This window comes from Streptomyces sp. NPDC002773, assembly GCF_040295605.1.
Lineage (GTDB): Bacteria > Actinomycetota > Actinomycetes > Streptomycetales > Streptomycetaceae > Streptomyces.
Genome location: NZ_JBEOVO010000013.1, coordinates 107834 through 126211, shown reverse-complemented (window position 1 = coordinate 126211; position 18378 = coordinate 107834). Strand labels below are relative to the sequence as shown.

Annotated in this window: 15 protein-coding genes; 12 read left to right on the top strand and 3 right to left on the bottom strand. The window is 71.1% G+C overall.

Annotated features, from left to right (window positions below; translation table 11 throughout):
• Window positions 1-38: 38 nt before the first annotated feature.
• From ruvB to ABT034_RS18060, 7 genes are all read left to right on the top strand, one after another.
• On the top strand, window positions 39-1127 hold the full coding sequence (gene ruvB, locus ABT034_RS18090) for a Holliday junction branch migration DNA helicase RuvB (protein ID WP_351216226.1): 1089 nt from the start codon (window positions 39-41) through the stop codon (window positions 1125-1127).
• 165 nt (window positions 1128-1292) lie between these two features.
• The gene (yajC, locus tag ABT034_RS18085) at window positions 1293-1772 is read left to right on the top strand and encodes a preprotein translocase subunit YajC (protein WP_351216224.1); all 480 of its coding nucleotides are present in this window, start codon (window positions 1293-1295) and stop codon (window positions 1770-1772) included.
• Between the two features lie 144 nt (window positions 1773-1916).
• Entirely contained in the window at window positions 1917-3698 is a 1782-nt protein-coding gene (gene secD / locus ABT034_RS18080) for a protein translocase subunit SecD (protein ID WP_351216222.1), read from the top strand.
• A gap of 1 nt (window position 3699) precedes the next feature.
• Window positions 3700-4773 (top strand): protein translocase subunit SecF, encoded by a 1074-nt coding sequence (gene secF, locus ABT034_RS18075; RefSeq protein WP_351216220.1) that lies wholly within the window; start codon window positions 3700-3702, stop codon window positions 4771-4773.
• Window positions 4770-5321: an adenine phosphoribosyltransferase gene (locus ABT034_RS18070; RefSeq protein ID WP_351216218.1), complete on the top strand. Its 552-nt coding sequence runs from the start codon at window positions 4770-4772 to the stop codon at window positions 5319-5321. Before secF ends, ABT034_RS18070 begins: the two co-directional genes overlap by 4 nt.
• A gap of 120 nt (window positions 5322-5441) precedes the next feature.
• A complete protein-coding gene (locus ABT034_RS18065; protein ID WP_351216216.1) occupies window positions 5442-5846 on the top strand; it encodes a hypothetical protein in 405 nt (134 codons plus the stop codon).
• A gap of 159 nt (window positions 5847-6005) precedes the next feature.
• Window positions 6006-8486 (top strand): RelA/SpoT family protein, encoded by a 2481-nt coding sequence (locus ABT034_RS18060; RefSeq protein ID WP_351216214.1) that lies wholly within the window; start codon window positions 6006-6008, stop codon window positions 8484-8486.
• A gap of 69 nt (window positions 8487-8555) precedes the next feature.
• Here the strand turns inward: ABT034_RS18060 and ABT034_RS18055 are convergent, their stop codons facing one another.
• Together ABT034_RS18055 and ABT034_RS18050 are read right to left on the bottom strand one after the other, a co-directional pair.
• Window positions 8556-9785 carry a DUF349 domain-containing protein gene (locus tag ABT034_RS18055; protein WP_351216212.1) on the bottom strand — a complete coding sequence of 410 codons (1230 nt, stop codon included), beginning with the start codon at window positions 9783-9785 and terminating at the stop codon, window positions 8556-8558.
• 200 nt (window positions 9786-9985) lie between these two features.
• Entirely contained in the window at window positions 9986-10783 is a 798-nt protein-coding gene (locus ABT034_RS18050) for a peptidylprolyl isomerase (RefSeq protein ID WP_351216210.1), read from the bottom strand.
• Window positions 10784-10947: 164 nt separating this feature from the next.
• On the opposite strand from ABT034_RS18050, the gene ABT034_RS18045 reads away from it, so the two are divergent.
• From ABT034_RS18045 to rpsD, 5 genes are all read left to right on the top strand, one after another.
• Window positions 10948-11655 (top strand): MBL fold metallo-hydrolase, encoded by a 708-nt coding sequence (locus ABT034_RS18045; protein ID WP_351216208.1) that lies wholly within the window; start codon window positions 10948-10950, stop codon window positions 11653-11655.
• A 10-nt stretch (window positions 11656-11665) separates the two neighbouring features.
• Complete coding sequence (hisS, locus tag ABT034_RS18040) at window positions 11666-12928, top strand: histidine--tRNA ligase (RefSeq protein WP_351216206.1); 1263 nt, start codon at window positions 11666-11668, stop codon at window positions 12926-12928.
• A 159-nt stretch (window positions 12929-13087) separates the two neighbouring features.
• On the top strand, window positions 13088-13714 hold the full coding sequence (locus tag ABT034_RS18035; RefSeq protein ID WP_351216204.1) for a vitamin K epoxide reductase family protein: 627 nt from the start codon (window positions 13088-13090) through the stop codon (window positions 13712-13714).
• A gap of 42 nt (window positions 13715-13756) precedes the next feature.
• Window positions 13757-15109, top strand: a complete 1353-nt coding sequence (locus ABT034_RS18030) for a replication-associated recombination protein A (protein ID WP_351216202.1) — start codon at window positions 13757-13759, stop codon at window positions 15107-15109.
• 357 nt (window positions 15110-15466) lie between these two features.
• Complete coding sequence (gene rpsD, locus ABT034_RS18025) at window positions 15467-16081, top strand: 30S ribosomal protein S4 (protein WP_015032311.1); 615 nt, start codon at window positions 15467-15469, stop codon at window positions 16079-16081.
• 10 nt (window positions 16082-16091) lie between these two features.
• Here the strand turns inward: rpsD and ABT034_RS18020 are convergent, their stop codons facing one another.
• Entirely contained in the window at window positions 16092-18344 is a 2253-nt protein-coding gene (locus tag ABT034_RS18020; protein ID WP_351216200.1) for an ATP-binding protein, read from the bottom strand.
• Between the last annotated feature and the right edge of the window lie 34 nt (window positions 18345-18378).

Sequence of the window (18378 nt, the reverse complement as noted above, 5' to 3'; positions counted from 1 at the left end):
CCCGCGGGCCACCCCGTACGAACGAGAAGGCATCCACCGTGAACTGGGACGACGACACCGCCGCCGAGGCCCACGACGCCGAGGCGCGTATCGTCGGCGCCTCCGCCGAGGGCGACGACCAGGCCGTCGAGGCGGCCCTGCGCCCCAAGGACCTCAGCGAGTTCGTCGGCCAGGAGAAGGTCCGCCAGCAGCTCGACCTGGTCCTCAAGGCCGCCCGGCAGCGCGGCGCCACCGCCGACCACGTGCTGCTCTCCGGCGCCCCCGGCCTCGGCAAGACCACCCTGTCGATGATCATCGCCGCCGAGATGAACGCGCCGATCCGCATCACCTCGGGCCCCGCCATCCAGCACGCCGGAGACCTCGCCGCGATCCTCTCCTCCCTCCAGGAAGGAGAGATCCTCTTCCTCGACGAGATCCACCGCATGTCCCGGCCCGCCGAGGAGATGCTCTACATGGCGATGGAGGACTTCCGCGTCGACGTCATCGTCGGCAAGGGCCCCGGCGCCACCGCCATCCCCCTCGAACTCCCGCCCTTCACCCTGGTCGGCGCCACCACCCGGGCCGGACTCCTGCCGCCCCCGCTGCGCGACCGCTTCGGCTTCACCGGCCACATGGAGTTCTACGACCCGGCCGAGCTCCAGCGGGTGATCCACCGCTCCGCCGGGCTCCTCGACGTCGAGATCGACGCCGCCGGCGCCGCCGAGATCGCCGGCCGCTCCCGCGGCACCCCCCGCATCGCCAACCGCCTGCTGCGCCGCGTCCGGGACTACGCGCAGGTCAGGGCCGACGGCGTCATCACCCGCGAGATCGCGGAGGCGGCCCTCAAGGTGTACGAGGTCGACGGCCGCGGCCTCGACCGGCTCGACCGCGGCGTCCTCGAAGCCCTCCTGAAGCTCTTCGGCGGCGGACCGGTCGGGCTCTCCACCCTCGCGGTCGCGGTGGGGGAGGAGCGCGAGACCGTCGAGGAGGTCGCCGAACCCTTCCTCGTACGCGAAGGCCTGCTCGCGCGCACACCCCGTGGCCGGGTCGCCACTCCCGCGGCCTGGGCGCACCTCGGGCTCGTTCCACCGCAGGCAGCGGGCCCGGCGGCGCCAGGAAGCGGACAACAGGGGCTCTTCGGGGCGTGACGGTGCTGACACTCGCCCGGACCGGAACCGGGGTGCGATGCTGGACGTTGTTCCATCGATGTGGACTCGCCTAGACTCCGCCGATGCCGACCTTTCTGGTCGGCGCGCCCACCCCCGAAGATCAGGCCGCGGGTTCTCCGCGACCGTGCGAAGGAAACCCGTCCCGTGAGCATCCTGACTCTCCTCCCCTTCATCGTCCTCATCGGGGCCATGTTCCTCATGACCCGCTCTGCCAAGAAGAAGCAGCAGGCGGCGGCTCAGATGCGTGACGAGATGCAGCCCGGCACCGGCGTTCGCACGATCGGGGGGATGTACGCCACCGTCAAGGAGATCGGCGACGAGACCGTCCTCCTCGAGGTCGCGCCCGGCGTGCACGCCGTCTACGCGAAGAACGCCATCGGCGCGGTCCTCCCGGACTCCGAGTACAACCGCATCGTCCACGGCGACGACGACGAGTCGGACTCCGACACCGTCGTCCCGGACGACGCCTCTTCGCTCACCGGGGCCACCGAGGCCACCGAGGGCACGGAGACCGCCGAGGACGCGGAGCCCAAGGCCGACCTGACGAAGAAGTCGGACACGGCCGAGGCCGCCACCGAAGGCCAGAAGGACGGCAAGGCCGACGGCGAGACCGACGCGAAGTAGTCGCGGCCGGGGACACCGCGCGCGCCCACCGGCGCGCGCCGTCCCCGGAACGGTTCCACGTCTGCGGGGGAAGGTCCCCACACACACTTCGTGGCCGTCTCACGCATACCCGGCGGAAGACGGTTGGACAGGGAGATACGACAGGTGGCAGCACCGAAGAAGGGCCGAAGGCCGGCGGGGGGACAGAGCCGGCCGGGCCGCGCCCTGGCACTCATCCTGATCGCCATGGTCGCGCTCACCGGCGGCATGTTCTGGTCGGGGGACACCACCCCGCGTCTGGGCATCGACCTCGCCGGCGGTACGTCGATCACGCTCAAGGCCAAGGCTGATCCGGGCCAGGAGTCGGCGGTCAACGAGACCAACATGAACACCGCCGTCGGCATCATCGAGCGCCGTGTCAACGGTCTCGGTGTCTCCGAGGCCGAGGTCCAGACGCAGGGCCGCGAGAACATCATCGTCAACATCCCTCGCGGGACGGACGAGAAGCAGGCCCGTAAGCAGGTCGGTACCACCGCCCAGCTCTACTTCCGGCCCGTGCTCGCCGTCGCGGCCGCCGCGCCGCAGCCGGTGCCCAGCGCCGGCACCACCGGCTCCCCGTCGGCCCCGCCGAAGCCGTCCGCCTCCGGCGCGACGGTGGGCGAGAAGTCGGCGACCCCGACGGCCACCGCGTCCACGCAGGGCCGTGCGCTCACCGAGGCCCTCAAGGCCCCGAGCCCCACGCCCACGGGCAGCGCGTCGTCGCCCTCTTCTCCCTCCGCGACCCCCAAGGCCCCGGAGACCCCGCCGGCGACCCAGACGCCCGACGCCTCCAGCGCGGCGCTCGAGAAGAAGTTCAGCACCCTGAACTGCCTCGACCCGAAGCAGCGGACGACCGTCGGCCAGGGCGTCCTGCCCACCGAGCCGACCGTGGCCTGCGGCAAGAACGCGATCGACCAGTGGGAGAAGTACCTCCTCGGCCCGGCCGAGGTCGACGGCAAGGACGTCGACGACGCCCAGGCCGCGATCGACCAGCGGACCGGCCAGTGGATCGTGGACATGGAGTTCACGTCCGCCGGCTCGAAGAAGTTCCAGTCGATCACCAGCAAGCTCTCGCAGCAGACCGAGCCGCAGAACCAGTTCGCGATCGTCCTGGACGGCGAGGTCGTCTCCGCGCCCCGCGTCCAGACCACGCTGAGCGCCAGCGCCCAGATCTCCGGCAGCTTCAACCAGCAGTCGGCCCAGGAACTCGGCAACATCCTGTCCTACGGTGCCCTGCCGCTCACCTTCGAGACGCAGAGCGTCGACACCGTCACCGCCGCCCTCGGTGGTGACCAGCTGGAGGCCGGTCTGATCGCCGGCGCCATCGGTCTCGGACTGGTCATCATCTACCTGGTCGCGTACTACCGCGGCCTGTCGCTGGTCGCCATCCTCAGCCTCGGCGTCTCCGCGCTCCTCACCTACGTGATCATGGCCCTGCTCGGCCCGGCCATCGGCTTCGCGCTGAACCTGCCGGCCGTCTGCGGAGCCATCGTCGCCATCGGCATCACCGCGGACTCGTTCATCGTCTACTTCGAGCGCATCCGCGACGAGCTCCGCGAGGGCCGCACGCTCCGCCCGGCCGTCGAGCGCGCCTGGCCGCGCGCCCGCCGCACCATCATGGTCTCCGACTTCGTGTCGTTCCTGGCCGCGGCCGTGCTGTTCATCGTCACCGTCGGCAAGGTCCAGGGCTTCGCGTTCACGCTCGGCCTGACCACCCTGCTCGACGTCGTCGTGGTGTTCCTCTTCACCAAGCCGCTCATGACGCTCCTCGCGCGGACCAAGTTCTTCGGCGAAGGCCACGCCTGGTCCGGCCTCGACCCGAAGCGACTCGGCGCCAAGCCGCCGCTGCGCAGCTCCCGCCGTGCCACCGCCTCTGCCGCTGGCCCTGTCGACCCGAAGGAGGCGTGAGATGTCGAAGCTCGGCGATCTCGGAGCCCGGCTCCACCGCGGTGAGGTCGGCTACGACTTCATCGGCAACCGCAAGATCTGGTACGGCCTGTCCATCCTGATCACCATCACCGCCATCGTCGCCCTCGCCGTCCGCGGCCTCAACATGGGCATCGAGTTCCAGGGCGGCGCGGTCTTCACCACCCCGAAGTCGGACGTCTCCGTCAGCCAGGCGCAGGAGTACGCGGAAGAGGCCTCCGGCCACGACGCGATCGTCCAGCAGCTCGGCAACGGCTCCCTGCGCATCCAGGTTGGCGGCCTCGACACCGCGCAGTCCGACCAGGTCCGCTCGGAGCTCGCCAAGGACCTGAAGGTCCCCGAGGACAAGATCGCGGCGGAGCTCGTCGGCCCCAGCTGGGGTGAGCAGATCGCCAACAAGGCCTGGACCGGTCTGGGGATCTTCATGATCCTCGTGGTGATCTACCTGGCCATCGCCTTCGAGTGGAGAATGGCGGTCGCGGCACTCATCGCCCTCATCCACGACCTCACGATCACGGTGGGCATCTACTCGCTGGTCGGCTTCGAGGTCACGGTCGGTACGGTGATCGGTCTGCTGACCATTCTCGGTTATTCGCTGTACGACACGGTCGTCGTCTTCGACTCCCTCAAGGAACAGACGAAGGACATCACGAAGCAGACCCGCTTCACGTACAGCGAGCTGGCGAACCGTTCGATCAACGGCACCCTGGTCCGTTCGATCAACACCACCGTCGTCGCGCTGCTGCCGGTCGCCGGCCTGCTCTTCATCGGTGGTGGCGTCCTCGGCGCCGGCATGCTCAACGACATCTCGCTGTCGCTGTTCGTCGGTCTCGCCGCCGGTGCGTACTCCTCGATCTTCATCGCCACCCCGCTCGTCGCCGACCTCAAGGAACGCGAGCCGGCGATCAAGGCCCTCAGGAAGCGCATCGCCGTCAAGCGGGCCGGTGCCGCCGCCAAGGACGAGACCGCGGACGGGCCGTACGCCGACGAGGCGGAGGCCGCCGTCGTGGGCCCGCGTGCGAGCCGCCGCGGCCGCGCGCAGGAGCGCCGAGGATGACCGCCCAGGCCCAGGACGTCGCCGCACTCCTGCTCAGCCGCATCCGTGACGTCCCCGACTATCCGAAGCCGGGCGTGCTGTTCAAGGACATCACGCCGCTGCTCGCGGACCCCGAGGCGTTCACGGCGCTCACCGACGCCCTCGCCGCGCTGTGCACCGCGCACGGCGCGACGAAGATCGTCGGACTCGAGGCGCGCGGCTTCATCCTGGCCGCCCCGGTGGCCGTCCGCGCCGGACTCGGCTTCATCCCGGTCCGCAAGGCCGGCAAGCTCCCCGGGGCCACGCTCCGCCAGGCGTACGAGCTGGAGTACGGCACCGCCGAGATCGAGGTGCACGCCGAGGACCTGGCAGCGGGCGACCGCGTCATGGTCATCGACGACGTCCTCGCCACCGGCGGTACGGCCGAGGCCTCGATCGAGCTCATCCGCCGCGCGGGCGCCGAGGTGGCGGGCGTCGCGGTCCTGATGGAGCTCGGCTTCCTCCCGGGCCGCGCCCGGCTGGAGCCCGCCCTGGACGGGGCGCCGCTCACCGCACTCGTCCGAGTGTGATCGTTCAAGTCCGACGATCTCCCGCCCGATAAGGGTCGAGGGATACGGCAGCGGGCGCCCGGGATCTCCCGGGCGCCCGTCGTCGTTCCCGACCGTTACGCGCCGCCAGGAGGAAGTCGTATGAACATGTCGCGGAAGACCGTCGCGGGAGTCGTCTCCCTGATCGCCCTCGCCGCCCTCGGATCCACCGCGAACCCCGCGAGTGCGGGCCGGCCCGCCCAGGCCCCTTCGGCGGCCGTGTGCACCGGCTGGAAGAACGCCGGAAGCGTGCCTCTGAAGTGGACCAAGGCGAGCGACGGCTGCGGCCACTTCGGTGCCAACGCCATGAAGATGGGCTACGCCTGGAAGGTCTACAAGGGCGGCAGCATCTGCGTCCGCGCCAAGGGCTTCGACGCCCGGCGCAAGGAGTTCTGGTCCAGCCCGCTGTGCGGGAAGAGCGGCTCCCTCAAAGTCCACTGGGGCAACGTCGCCGCCACCAAGGAGATCCAGGTGAAGGGCGGGCCCTCCCTGCTCCGCTGGAACTGACGAACCGGCCGGTGAGGGGGCGCCGCAGGGGGCGCCGCCCCCTCACCGCGCGGAGCCCGCCGCAGGTGAGGGCCACCACGTGCGCATCGGCACTCCCGGCTCGATACCATGGGCTTTCCGGGCCTGTCCGGGGGACCCGGCCACGCACGAGGAGCGCTCTTGCCAGACGAGGCCCAGCCACTCTCCGCCGCGCAGCCCGACCCGAAGGCCGACCAGGCCGCGCCGGGGACCGGCATGCCCCAGAACAAGCCCGCGGAGACCGGGCCCACGCCTGCCGCGCCCGCGCCGCCCGCCACCGGGGCCCCCGCCCCCGCGCGGCCCGCCCCGGCCGCGCCCGCCCGCTCGGGCGGCTCCTCCAACCGCGTCCGCGCCCGCCTCGCCCGGCTGGGCGTCCAGCGCTCCTCCCCGTACAACCCGGTCCTCGAACCGCTGCTGCGGATCGTCCGCTCCAACGACCCCAAGATCGAGACGGCCACGCTCCGCCAGGTCGAGCGGGCCTACCAGGTCGCGGAGCGCTGGCACCGAGGCCAGAAGCGCAAGAGCGGCGACCCGTACATCACGCACCCGCTCGCCGTCACCACCATCCTCGCCGAGCTCGGCATGGACCCGGCGACGCTGATGGCCGGGCTCCTCCACGACACCGTCGAGGACACCGAGTACGGCCTCGACACCCTCCGCCGGGACTTCGGCGACCAGGTCGCGCTCCTCGTCGACGGCGTCACCAAGCTCGACAAGGTCAAGTTCGGCGAGGCCGCCCAGGCCGAGACCGTCCGCAAGATGGTCGTCGCCATGGCCAAGGACCCGCGCGTCCTGGTCATCAAGCTCGCCGACCGCCTGCACAACATGCGCACCATGCGCTACCTCAAGCGGGAGAAGCAGGAGAAGAAGGCCCGCGAGACGCTCGAGATCTACGCGCCCCTGGCCCACCGACTGGGCATGAACACCATCAAGTGGGAACTGGAGGACCTCGCCTTCGCGATCCTCTACCCCAAGATGTACGACGAGATCGTCCGCCTCGTCGCCGAGCGCGCCCCCAAGCGGGACGAGTACCTCGCGATAGTGACCGACGAGGTCCAGGCCGACCTCCGCGCCGCCCGCATCAAGGCCACCGTCACCGGCCGGCCCAAGCACTACTACAGCGTCTACCAGAAGATGATCGTCCGCGGCCGTGACTTCGCGGAGATCTACGACCTGGTCGGCATCCGTGTCCTCGTGGACACCGTCCGCGACTGCTACGCGGCCCTCGGCACCGTCCACGCGCGATGGAACCCGGTCCCCGGCCGGTTCAAGGACTACATCGCGATGCCGAAGTTCAACATGTACCAGTCGCTGCACACGACGGTCATCGGACCCAACGGCAAGCCCGTCGAGCTCCAGATCCGCACCTTCGACATGCACCGGCGCGCCGAGTACGGCATCGCCGCGCACTGGAAGTACAAGCAGGAGGCCGTCGCCGGCGCCTCCAAGGTCCGCGCCGACGTGCCGAAGAGGACCGGCAAGGACGACCACCTCAACGACATGGCGTGGCTGCGCCAGCTCCTCGACTGGCAGAAGGAGACCGAGGACCCCAGCGAGTTCCTGGAGTCCCTGCGCTTCGACCTCTCCCGCAACGAGGTCTTCGTCTTCACGCCCAAGGGCGACGTCATCGCGCTGCCCGCCGGCGCCACCCCCGTCGACTTCTCCTACGCCGTCCACACCGAGGTCGGCCACCGCACCATAGGGGCGCGGGTCAACGGGCGGCTCGTGCCGCTCGAATCGACCCTCGACAACGGCGACCTGGTGGAGGTCTTCACCTCCAAGGCGGCCGGCGCCGGGCCCTCCCGCGACTGGCTGGGCTTCGTCAAGTCGCCGCGCGCCCGCAACAAGATCCGCGCCTGGTTCTCCAAGGAACGCCGGGACGAGGCCATCGAGCAGGGCAAGGACGCCATCGCGCGGGCCATGCGCAAGCAGAACCTGCCGATCCAGCGGATCCTCACCGGCGACTCCCTCGTCACCCTCGCCCACGAGCTGCGCTACACCGACATCTCCTCGCTGTACGCGGCGATCGGCGAGGGCCACGTCACCGCCCAGTCCATCGTGCAGAAGCTGGTCCAGGCGCTCGGCGGCGAGGAGGCCGCCACCGAGGACGTCGACGAGGCCACCATGCCGACGCGCGGCCGCTCCAAGCGCCGCTCCAGCGCCGACCCCGGTGTCGTCGTCAAGGGCGTCGAGGACGTCTGGGTGAAGCTGGCCCGCTGCTGCACCCCCGTGCCCGGCGACCCGATCATCGGCTTCGTCACCCGCGGCAGTGGCGTATCGGTTCACCGCAGCGACTGCGTCAACGTGGAGTCGCTGTCCCGCGAGCCGGAGCGGATCCTCGAGGTCGAGTGGGCCCCCACCCAGTCCTCGGTGTTCCTCGTCGCCATCCAGGTCGAGGCGCTCGACCGGTCCCGACTGCTCTCGGACGTGACCCGGGTCCTCTCGGACCAGCACGTCAACATCCTCTCGGCGGCCGTCCAGACCTCCCGCGACCGGGTGGCCACCTCGCGCTTCACCTTCGAGATGGGCGACCCGAAGCACCTGGGCCACGTCCTGAAGGCCGTACGGGGCGTGGAGGGCGTCTACGACGTCTACCGTGTGACCTCGGCCCGCAGGCCGTAACAGCACCTACGAGGAAGGCCCCCCGGCGGCGAACCGGGGGGCCTTCCTCGTACGCTCACGGCTCACGCATCAGCCGCCGAACTCCTCCAGGCCCTTCAGCGCCTGGTCGAGCAGGGCCTGGCGGCCCTCCAGCTCACGCGAGAGCTTGTCGGCCTTGGAGTCGTTGCCGGAGGCGCGGGCCGCGTCGATCTGCTTGCGCAGCTTCTCGACCGCGTCCTGGAGCTGACCGGTCAGACCCGCGGCACGCGCGCGTGCCTCCGGGTTCGTCCGGCGCCACTCCGCCTCCTCGGCCTCCTGGATGGCCCGCTCCACCGTGTGCATCCGGCCCTCGACCTTGGGCCGGGCGTCCCGCGGCACGTGGCCGACGGCCTCCCACCGCTCGTTGAGGGAACGGAAGGCCGCGCGCGCCGCCTTCAGATCCCCCACCGGCAGCAGCTTCTCGGCCTCGGTCGCGAGCTCCTCCTTCAGCTTGAGGTTCTCGGTCTGCTCCGCGTCCCGCTCGGCGAAGACCTCACCGCGCGCCGCGAAGAAGACGTCCTGGGCGCCGCGGAAGCGGTTCCACAGATCGTCCTCGTGCTCGCGCTGGGCGCGGCCGGCCGCCTTCCACTCCGCCATCAGATCGCGGTAGCGGGCCGCCGTGGTGCCCCAGTCGGTGGAGTTCGACAGCGACTCCGCCTCGGCGACCAGACGCTCCTTGACCTTGCGGGCGTCCTCACGCTGGGCGTCCAGCGAGGCGAAGTGGGTCTTGCGGCGCTTGGAGAACGCCGAGCGGGCGTGCGAGAAGCGGTGCCACAGCTCGTCGTCGGACTTGCGGTCGAGCCGGGGCAGGCCCTTCCAGATGTCCACGAGGGCCCGCAGCCGCTCGCCCGCGGAGCGCCACTGCTCGCTCTGGGCCAGCTCCTCGGCCTCCGTGACCAGCTTCTCCTTGGCGGCGCGCGCCTCGTCGGTCTGCTTGGCCTTCTGGACCTTCCGCTCCTCGCGGCGCGAGTCGACCGTCTCGACGAGCTTGTCGAGGCGGGTCGCGAGCGCGGCCAGGTCACCGACGGCGTGGTGCTCGTCGACCTGCTGCCGGATGTGCTCGATCGCCGCGGTGGCGTCCTTCGCCGAGAGGTCGGTGGTCCTCACCCGCTTCTCGAGGAGGCCGATCTCGACAACCAAGCCCTCGTACTTGCGCTCGAAGTAGGCCAGAGCCTCCTCAGGGGTGCCGGCCTGCCACGATCCGACGACCTTCTCACCCTCGGCCGTCCGCACGTACACGGTGCCCGTCTCGTCGACGCGGCCCCACGGGTCGCTGCTCACAGCGCCTCCTCACCATGATGCCGTCGCGGGGTCGTACCCCCCGGGCATCGTCCACAGTTTCCCGGCGGGCCTCGCCCGCCTTCCGCAGCGCGGCCGACGGCCCAACGCTGCACAACGCCAATCTAGGCGAACCGCGGCCCGGCTGTCCGCACTCAGCGCGACCGAGATTCGACGGTCACGCGCGCGTGCGGACGCCCGGCTCACTTCTTCGCGACGGTCGCCTTCTCGATGGTGACGGCCTTCTTCGGGGCCCCGTCCGTGGCGCCGCCCGTGACACCGGCAGCGGCCACCTTCTCGACCACCTTCAGACCGGCCGCGTCGATCTTCCCGAACGGGGTGTAGGTCGGCGGCAGCTTCGTGTCCTTGTAGACGAGGAAGTACTGCGAGCCGCCCGTCCCCGGCTGCCCGGTGTTGGCCATGGCCACGGTGCCGGCCGGGAAGGTCACCTTGCCGTCCGCGCCGGCCTTGCCGAGGGCGTCCAGGTTCTCGTCCGGGATGTTGTAGCCGGGGCCGCCGGTGCCGTCGCCCTTGGGGTCACCGCACTGGAGCACGAAGATGCCGTCGGTGGTGAGCCGGTGGCACTTGGTCCCGTCGAAGTACTTCTTGTCGGCGAGGTGCTTGAAGGAGTTCACCGTGCGCGGGGTCTTCGCCGCGTCCATGGTGATCGTGATGTCGCCCTCGTTGGTCTTCAGAGCCATGGCGTACGTGGCCTTCGGGTCCACGGCCATCTTCGGCTCCGCGTTCGCCGACTCGCTCTCCGTGGGCGCCGGAGTGGTGGGCGCGCCGCTCGCCGCGTCGTCCGAGTTCTTCGGGGAGTCGTCGCCGGTCAGCGCCACGGACGCGTAGACGGCGCCGCCGGCCGCGAGGACGACCGCGAGTGCGGCCGCGACGACGGTGTTGCGACGCTTGGTCTTGAGCCGGTTCTCCTCCCGCCGCTGCTGCTGCCGCGCGTACTTCTCCCTGGCAAGCTGCCGCCGCCGCTGATCGCTGGTGACCACCGGTTCCGCTCCTGTCGCTCGTCTGTTCCTGTCCTGGCCGGATGTGCCCGTACCGTATACGGGTTGGCTGTGGAAGCGGCACCGCCGGTAGGCTCTGATCTGCCGAATCCCGTGATTCCCGTGATTTCCGCGCCCCCGTGCCGGACGACAAGCAAGGACAAGACGTGCTGATTGCCGGGTTCCCCGCCGGGGCCTGGGGGACCAACTGCTATCTGGTCGCCCCCGCCGCAGGCGAGGAGTGCGTGATCATCGACCCGGGCCACCAGGCCGCCCAGGGAGTCGAGGAGACGCTGAGGAAGCATCGGCTCAAGCCCGTCGCCGTCGTCCTCACCCATGGACACATCGACCACGTCGCCTCCGTCGTCCCGGTCTGCGGCGCCCATGACGTCCCCGCGTGGATCCACCCGTCCGACCGCTACATGATGAGCGACCCGGAGAAGGCCCTCGGCCGCTCCATCGGGATGCCCCTCATGGGCGAGCTGACCGTGGGAGAACCCGACGACGTGCGGGAACTCACCGACGGCGCCGAGCTGAAGCTCGCCGGTCTCGACTTCTCCGTCGCCCACGCGCCCGGTCATACCAAGGGGTCGGTGACCTTCAGGATGCCGGAGACCACGGAGATCCCCTCCGTGTTCTTCTCCGGGGACCTGCTGTTCGCCGGCTCCATCGGACGCACCGACCTTCCCGGCGGTGACATGGACGAGATGCTCGCCTCGCTGGCACGCGTGTGCCTGCCGCTCGACAACTCGACCGTGGTGCTGTCGGGACACGGTCCCCAGACGACCATCGGCCAGGAGCGCGCCACCAACCCCTATCTGCGGGACGTGGCCTCCGGTTTCGGGAGCACGGACGCTCCCCGACGAGGAATGTGACGAGACTTTCGTGAGCACCTTTCAGGCCCCCAAGGGCACGTACGACCTGATCCCGCCCCGCTCCGCCACGTTCCTGGCGGTCCGGGACGCGATCTCCACGCCGCTGCGGAACTCCGGCTACGGCTACATCGAGACGCCCGGTTTCGAGAACGTCGAGCTGTTCTCCCGCGGTGTCGGTGAGTCCACCGACATCGTGACGAAGGAGATGTACACCCTCACCACGAAGGGCAACGACCACCTCGCCCTCCGTCCCGAGGGCACCGCGTCCGTCCTGCGCGCGGCGCTCCAGGCCAACCTGCACAAGCAGGGCAACCTGCCGGTGAAGCTCTGGTACTCCGGCTCGTACTACCGCTACGAGCGGGCCCAGGCGGGCCGCTACCGCCACTTCTCCCAGGTCGGTGCCGAGGCGATCGGCTCCGAGGACCCGGCGCTCGACGCCGAGCTGATCATCCTGGCCGACCAGGCGTACCGCTCCCTCGGCCTGCGGAACTTCCGCATCCTGCTGAACTCGCTGGGCGACAAGGAGTGCCGTCCCGTTTACCGCGAGGCGCTCCAGGGCTTCCTGCGCGGGCTCGACCTCGACGAGGAGACCCTGCGCCGCGCCGAGATCAACCCGCTGCGCGTCCTCGACGACAAGCGCGAGTCCGTGCAGAAGCAGCTGGTCGGCGCCCCGCTCCTGCGCGACTACCTGTGCGACGCGTGCAAGGCGTACCACGAGGAGGTGCGCGCCCTGATCACCGCGGCCGGTGTCGTCTTCGAGGACGACGCCAAGCTGGTGCGCGGCCTGGACTACTACACCCGCACGACCTTCGAGTTCGTCCACGGCGGTCTCGGCTCGCAGTCGGCGGTCGGCGGCGGCGGTCGCTACGACGGCCTCTCCGAGATGATCGGCGGCCCCGCGCTGCCGTCCGTCGGCTGGGCGCTCGGGGTGGACCGTACGGTCCTCGCCCTGGAGGCGGAGGGCATCGAGCTCGACCTCCCCGCCGTCACCAGCGTCTTCGCGGTGGCCATCGGCGAGGAGGCGCGCCGGATCCTCTTCGGCAAGGTCACCGAGCTGCGCAGGGAGGGCGTCTCCGCGGACTTCTCGTTCGGCGGCAAGGGCCTCAAGGGCGCGATGAAGGACGCCAACCGCTCGGGCGCCCGCCTCGCCGTCGTCGCCGGAGAGCGCGACCTCGCCGACGGTGTCGTCCAGCTCAAGGACATGGAGTCCGGTGAGCAGCAGGCGGTCGCCGTGGACGGTCTCCTGGACGCGGTACGGGCCAAGCTGGCCTGACGGAACGGCCCTGCGGACGGGAGGGGCCCGGCCCACGCACGCGCGTGGGCCGGGCCCCTCCCGCGTCCCCTCTCCTTATCCCCAGCGAACGGCGGACGGGGGGCGTGGTGCGGCAGAATGACCGTGCCCGGCAGGCGGACGATCGAGGGACAAGGCGACATGACGAAGGCAGCGGTGGAAGAGGCCGCGTCCGGTCCGGACGGCGACGGCACGATCGGCGCGAGCAAGGCCTTCGCCTGGCTCCTCGTGATCACCGGAGCGGCCGGGGTGCTCGCCGCCTGGGTCATCACGCTCGACAAGTTCAAGCTCCTCGAGGACCCGAACTTCACCCCGGGGTGCAGCCTCAACCCGATCGTCTCCTGCGGCAACATCATGAAGAGCGACCAGGCCGCGGTCTTCGGCTTCCCGAACCCGATGCTCGGCCTCGTCACGTACGCCATGGTCGTCGCGATCGGCCTGGGCCTCCTGGCCGGGGCCCGTTACCGCCGCTGGTACTGGCTCGGTCTCAACGCCGGGACGCTCTTCGGCGTCGGCTTCTGCACCTGGCTGATGTACCAGTCGCTGTACGAGATCAACTCGCTCTGCCTGTGGTGCTGCCTGGCCTGGGTCGCCACCATCGTCATGTTCTGGTACGTGACCTCGCACAACGTCCGCCACGGCGTCCTCCCCGCCCCCCGCGGCCTCAGGACCTTCTTCGACGAGTTCACCTGGATCCTGCCCGTCCTGCACATCGGGATCATCGGGATGCTGATCCTGACCCGCTGGTGGGACTTCTGGACCAGCTGACAAACGACCGCGCTGTCAGTGCGGTGACCTAGGCTTCATGACGTGGAGCCCGACCTCTTTACGGCAGCAGCCGAAGACCGCCAGGAGAAGGACCCGGCCAGCAGCCCGCTGGCGGTCCGGATGCGCCCGCGCACCCTCGACGAGGTGGTGGGCCAGAAGCACCTGCTCAAGCCCGGATCGCCGCTGCGCCGACTCGTGGGGGAGGGGGACGGCGGCCCCGCCGGCGCCTCCTCGGTGATCCTCTGGGGCCCACCGGGCATCGGCAAGACCACCTTGGCGTACGTCGTCTCGAAGGCGACGAACAAGCGGTTCGTGGAGCTCTCGGCGATCACCGCGGGCGTCAAGGAGGTCCGTGCGGTCATCGACGGCGCCCGGCGCGCGGTGGGCGGCTACGGCAAGGAGACCGTCCTCTTCCTCGACGAGATCCACCGCTTCTCCAAGGCCCAGCAGGACTCGCTCCTGCCCGCCGTCGAGAACCGCTGGGTGACGCTGATCGCCGCCACCACCGAGAACCCCTACTTCTCGATCATCTCCCCGCTCCTCTCCCGCTCGCTGCTCCTCACCCTGGAGCCGCTGACCGACGACGACCTGCGCGGTCTGATGGCCCGGGCCCTCACCGGCGAGCGCGGCCTCGGCGGGGCCGTGACCCTGCCGGAGGACGCCGAGGCCCATCTCCTCCGCGTCGCCGGCGGTGACGCACGGCGCGCCCTGACCGCCCTGGAGGCGGCGGCGGGTGCCGCCCTCGCCAAGGGCGAGCCGGAGATCACCCTCCAGACGGTCGAGGAGACCGTCGACCGCGCGGCCGTGAGGTACGACCGGGACGGCGACCAGCACTACGACGTGGCCAGCGCGCTCATCAAGTCGATCCGCGGCTCTGACGTGGACGCGGCCCTGCACTACCTGGCGCGCATGATCGAGGCGGGGGAGGACCCGCGGTTCATCGCCCGTCGGCTGATGATCTCCGCGAGCGAGGACATCGGACTCGCCGACCCGAACGCGCTGCCGATCGCCGTCGCCGCCGCGCAGGCCGTCGCCATGATCGGCTTCCCGGAGGCGGCGCTCACCCTGAGCCACGCCACCATCGCCCTGGCCCTGGCCCCCAAGTCGAACGCCGCGACGACCGCGATCGGCGCGGCCCTGGCGGACGTACGGAACGGCCACGCGGGATCGGTCCCGCCGCACCTGCGCGACGGCCACTACAAGGGCGCGGCCAAACTCGGCCACGCCCAGGGCTACGTCTACCCGCACGACGTCCCGGGCGGCATCGCGGCCCAGCAGTACGCCCCGGACACCATCCACGGCAAGCACTACTACGAACCGACCCGCTACGGCGCGGAGGCGAGATACGCCGATGTGGTGGAGCGCGTGCGGGCCCGCCTCAAAGGCGAGGAGTAGGACCGTCCGGGCGGGCGTGCGAGGGCGCCCCGCGGACCCGGTACACTGGTCCGGATTGCTGCGTCCCGTGCCCGGCTCCGGTCGGCACCACCAGAACGGGACAGTCAGCCGGAGACCCGGCCCTCGGGCGGGATTTCCAGGAGCGTCGCGCACCTTCGAAGGTGTCGCGTGCCACCCACCACCCCCCGGTTCCCGGGAACGGCGGTGGGTCGTTCGCGTGCTGCACGTATGTGCCCAGACCTGGGAGCGGCTGCCCGGCAGGTCCGTCCCGTACGGACCAGGCGGGTTTCCCCGGCTGCGGATGCGACCTCCCCTAACCCTGGTGAAGCCGTTTCGTACCAGTAGAGAGGTTGGTTCATGCCGAACCAGTCCCGTCCCAAGGTCAAGAAGTCGCGTGCCCTCGGCATCGCGCTGACCCCGAAGGCCGTCAAGTACTTCGAGGCCCGCCCCTACCCGCCGGGCGAGCACGGCCGCGGCCGCAAGCAGAACTCGGACTACAAGGTTCGTCTGCTCGAGAAGCAGCGTCTGCGCGCCCAGTACGACATCAGCGAGCGCCAGATGGCGCGCGCCTACGACCGCGCCAAGAAGGCCGAAGGCAAGACGGGCGAGGCGCTGGTCGTCGAGCTCGAGCGCCGCCTCGACGCCCTGGTCCTGCGTTCGGGCATCGCCCGCACCATCTACCAGGCCCGTCAGATGGTTGTCCACGGCCACATCCAGGTCAACGGTGGCAAGGTCGACAAGCCGTCGTTCCGCGTCCGTCCCGACGACGTCGTGATGGTCCGCGAGCGCAGCCGCACCAAGCCGCTGTTCGAGATGGCCCGCGAGGGTGGCTTCGCCGCCGACGGCGAGACCCCGCGCTACCTGCAGGTCAACCTGAAGGCCCTGGCCTTCCGTCTCGACCGCGACCCGAACCGCAAGGAAATCCCGGTCATCTGCGACGAGCAGCTGGTCGTCGAGTACTACGCCCGCTGACCCAGGCGTACTACCGCGGTTCCCGGCCCGCCGCTTCCCCGCCCTTTCCGGTGGGGGAGCCGGCGGGCTTCCGCGTTCCCGGGACCGCCGAGGAGCCCGCCGTACGGAAGGGGCGCGGGGCGGACGGCTCCGCCGCGCCGCCGACGGCCGGATTCCGGCCGACCGCGAGCGCACGCTCCACCGCCTCCGCCGCCGAGAGGGCCTGACCCTCGCGGAACGCGGCGCCGTACGCCTCCGCCCCCAGCGCCTCCTCCGCCCGCTGCGCGCACAGCGACCTCGGGCCGTCGAACGCCGCCGAGCCGAAGAGCCGGACACCCACCGTGTCCCACACCGGCACCGTCGCCCCCTGGAGGACCGCCGCCTCCACCGGATCGCCCTCGCTCACGGTCACCAGGGCCAGCACCTCGATCGCCAGGACGAGCCCGACCAGGTCACGGAAGGCGTGGTTGATCGAGACGCACTCGGTGAGCAGCTCCCGCGCCTCCCCGTACGCGCCCCGCGTCCACGCCGAATACCCCAGGACGTAGAGGGCGTACGCCCGGGTCCACAGCTCGCCCCGCTCCTCACAGATCTCCCGGACCTCCCGGCAGAGGACGACCGCCCCCTCCAGGTCGCCCCGGAAGGCCCGCGCCATCGCCACCTCGACCTGCCCCATCAGCACGTTGCTGTTCAGCTCGCCGAGCTCCCGGTACGCGTCGAGCGCCCGCCCGATCAGCTCCTCGGCCCGCGCCATGTCGTCCGTGAGCAGCGCGAGACAGCCCATCCGGTGCGTCGCGTACGCCTCCGCCAGCGGGTTCCGCGAGGACCGGGCCCGCTCCCCGCACTCGTGGAGCGCCGCCACCGCGGCCGTACCGTCCCCCTGGAGCACCGCCACGTACCCGAGCACCCACAGCGCCTTGAGGCGTGCCTCCTCGTGCCCCGCCTCCGGCGCCAGTGCCCGCTCCAGCCAGTGCCGGCCCTCCGAGAGCCGCCCGCAGCCCACCCACGCGAACCAGAGCGTGCCCGCCAGGTGCTGGGCGAGATGCGCGTCCTCCGGGAGTTCGAGGCACAGCTCCAGAGCCGCCCGCAGATGCGGCAGGGCCGCCTCCGTGAGGGCCGCCACCTCCTTCTGGCGCGGGCTGAACCACTCCAGCTCGCACCAGGTGGCCAGGCCCATGTACCAGTCGCGGTGCCGCCGCCGCATCCGCTCCGTGTCGCCGAGCGCCGCCAGCCACTCCGCCCCGTACGCGGCGACCGTGTCGAGCATCCGGTAGGCGGGGCCGGAGGGGGTGTCCTCCCGGGTGAGCAGCGACTGCGCGAGCAGCCCGCCGAGCAGATCCAGGATCCGCTCCGGCGGCAGCTCCCGGCCCCCGCACACGTACTCCACCGCCTCCAGGTCGAAGGGGCCCGGGAACACCGAGAGCCGCGCCCAGAGCAGCCGCTCCTCCGGGGTGCACAGCTCATGGCTCCAGCCGATGGCCGTGCGCAGCGTCTGATGGCGGGGGAGCTCCCCGCGCGCGCCGTCGTCAAGCAGCCGGAACCGGTCGTCGAGGCGCAGCAGCATCTGCTCGACCGAGAGCAGCGGGAGCCGCCCGGCCGCCAGTTCCAGGGCGAGCGGGATCCCGTCGAGCCGCCGGCACAGTTCGTACGCGGCGTCCGCACCGGCCGGCAGAGCGCGTACACCCGCCTCCGCCGTCCGCCCCGCGAGCAGCGGGGGTACGCCCGCCTCAGCCGCCCGTGCCACGAGCAACGGCGGCGCGCCCGCCTCCGCCGCCCGCTCCGCGAGGAGCGTCACCGCGTCCGCCTCGCCCAGCGGCGCCAGTGGGAACACCGCCTCGCCCGCCACCCGCAGGGGCCGGCGGCCGACCGCGAGGACGGTGAGCCCGGGAGCGTACGCGAGGGCCTCCCGTACCAGCGGCGCGCAGTGCTCCACGAGGTGCTCGAAGCCGTCCACGACGAGCAGCAGCCGCCGCTCCGCGAGATGGTCGAGGAGCACCTCGCGCGGGGCCCTCGGGGTGTGGTCGGTCAGGCCGAGCGCCTCGACCAGGGCGTGCTCGACCAGATCCGGGTCCCGCAGCGGCGCGAGCTCGGCGAGCCGCACCCCGTCGCCGTAGCGTTTCTGCACCGCCGCGGCCGCCCGCAGCGCGAGCCGGGTCTTGCCGACCCCGCCCACGCCCACGACCGTGACAAGCCGGGACCCTTCGAGGAGCGCCGTCAGTGCGGCCTGCTCTGCGGTCCGGCCGACGAACCGGTTCAGCTCCGCCGGGAGGTTGCTGCGTCGCATGGGACACGGAGCGTACTCATCAGCGCGCTCTCCG

What these genes read in the sequence shown, in the direction of transcription:
- rpsD (WP_015032311.1), top strand. Translation starts at nt 15,467, where the DNA reads ATGCCGAACCAGTCCCGTCCCAAGGTCAAGAAGTCGCGTGCCCTCGGC.
- ABT034_RS18020 (WP_351216200.1), bottom strand. Translation starts at nt 18,344, where the DNA reads ATGCGACGCAGCAACCTCCCGGCGGAGCTGAACCGGTTCGTCGGCCGG.
- ABT034_RS18070 (WP_351216218.1), top strand. Translation starts at nt 4,770, where the DNA reads ATGACCGCCCAGGCCCAGGACGTCGCCGCACTCCTGCTCAGCCGCATC.
- ABT034_RS18065 (WP_351216216.1), top strand. Translation starts at nt 5,442, where the DNA reads ATGAACATGTCGCGGAAGACCGTCGCGGGAGTCGTCTCCCTGATCGCC.
- secF (WP_351216220.1), top strand. Translation starts at nt 3,700, where the DNA reads ATGTCGAAGCTCGGCGATCTCGGAGCCCGGCTCCACCGCGGTGAGGTC.
- ABT034_RS18035 (WP_351216204.1), top strand. Translation starts at nt 13,088, where the DNA reads ATGACGAAGGCAGCGGTGGAAGAGGCCGCGTCCGGTCCGGACGGCGAC.